Raw genomic sequence first — 591 nt, 5'->3', positions numbered from 1 at the left:
GCCGGCACGTACCGCATCACCGCCACCAGTGACGACGGCATCCGCGTCTCGATCGACGGAGCCGTGGTGATCGACGGGTGGTCCGACCATCCGCCGACCACGTACACGTTCGAAACCGCCCTGACCGAAGGCGACCACACGATCAAGGTCGAGTACTTCGACAGCGGCGGCGGCGCACTCGCGCGCTGTTCGGTCATCCGGTTGTAGCGAAGGAGTTTTCCGCCCGTGACCGCCCCACTGGCCACTGTCCCCGACCACAACGTGACGACGCCTTGGGCGCTGGCCACGATCGTCATCCCGTGCCGGCACGAAGAGGACAACGTAGGAACCCTGATCGAACGCCTGTCGGCGGTACTGACCAATGTCGAGCTGGTCTTCGTCGACGACAGCGACAACGACCGAACCGTCGACGCCATCGCCCTCGCCGCGGCCAAGCTGGAGCGGGACGACCTGCACGTGCGGGTCTTCCACCGCATCGGCGCCCAGCGCGTCGGCGGCCTGGCCGGCGCGGTCGTCGACGGCTACCGCCGGGCGCGGACGACCAAGGTGCTCGTGATGGACGCCGACCTGCAGCACCCGCCCGAGCTCGTG

The 591-nt window shown here is 68.4% G+C and carries 2 protein-coding genes; both read left to right on the top strand.

The window, feature by feature from the left end:
- Positions 1 to 207: PA14 domain-containing protein (locus tag IEZ31_RS20415; RefSeq protein ID WP_229835607.1), on the top strand; the 207-nt coding region annotated here is incomplete at its 5' end.
- A gap of 18 nt (positions 208 to 225) precedes the next feature.
- Positions 226 to 591: glycosyltransferase family 2 protein (locus IEZ31_RS20410; protein ID WP_190251507.1), on the top strand; the 366-nt coding region annotated here is incomplete at its 3' end.

The sequence above is a fragment of the Dactylosporangium sucinum genome (genome assembly GCF_014647515.1).
GTDB classification, from domain to species: domain Bacteria; phylum Actinomycetota; class Actinomycetes; order Mycobacteriales; family Micromonosporaceae; genus Dactylosporangium; species Dactylosporangium sucinum.
This window is presented reverse-complemented; position numbering and strand designations above follow the sequence as displayed.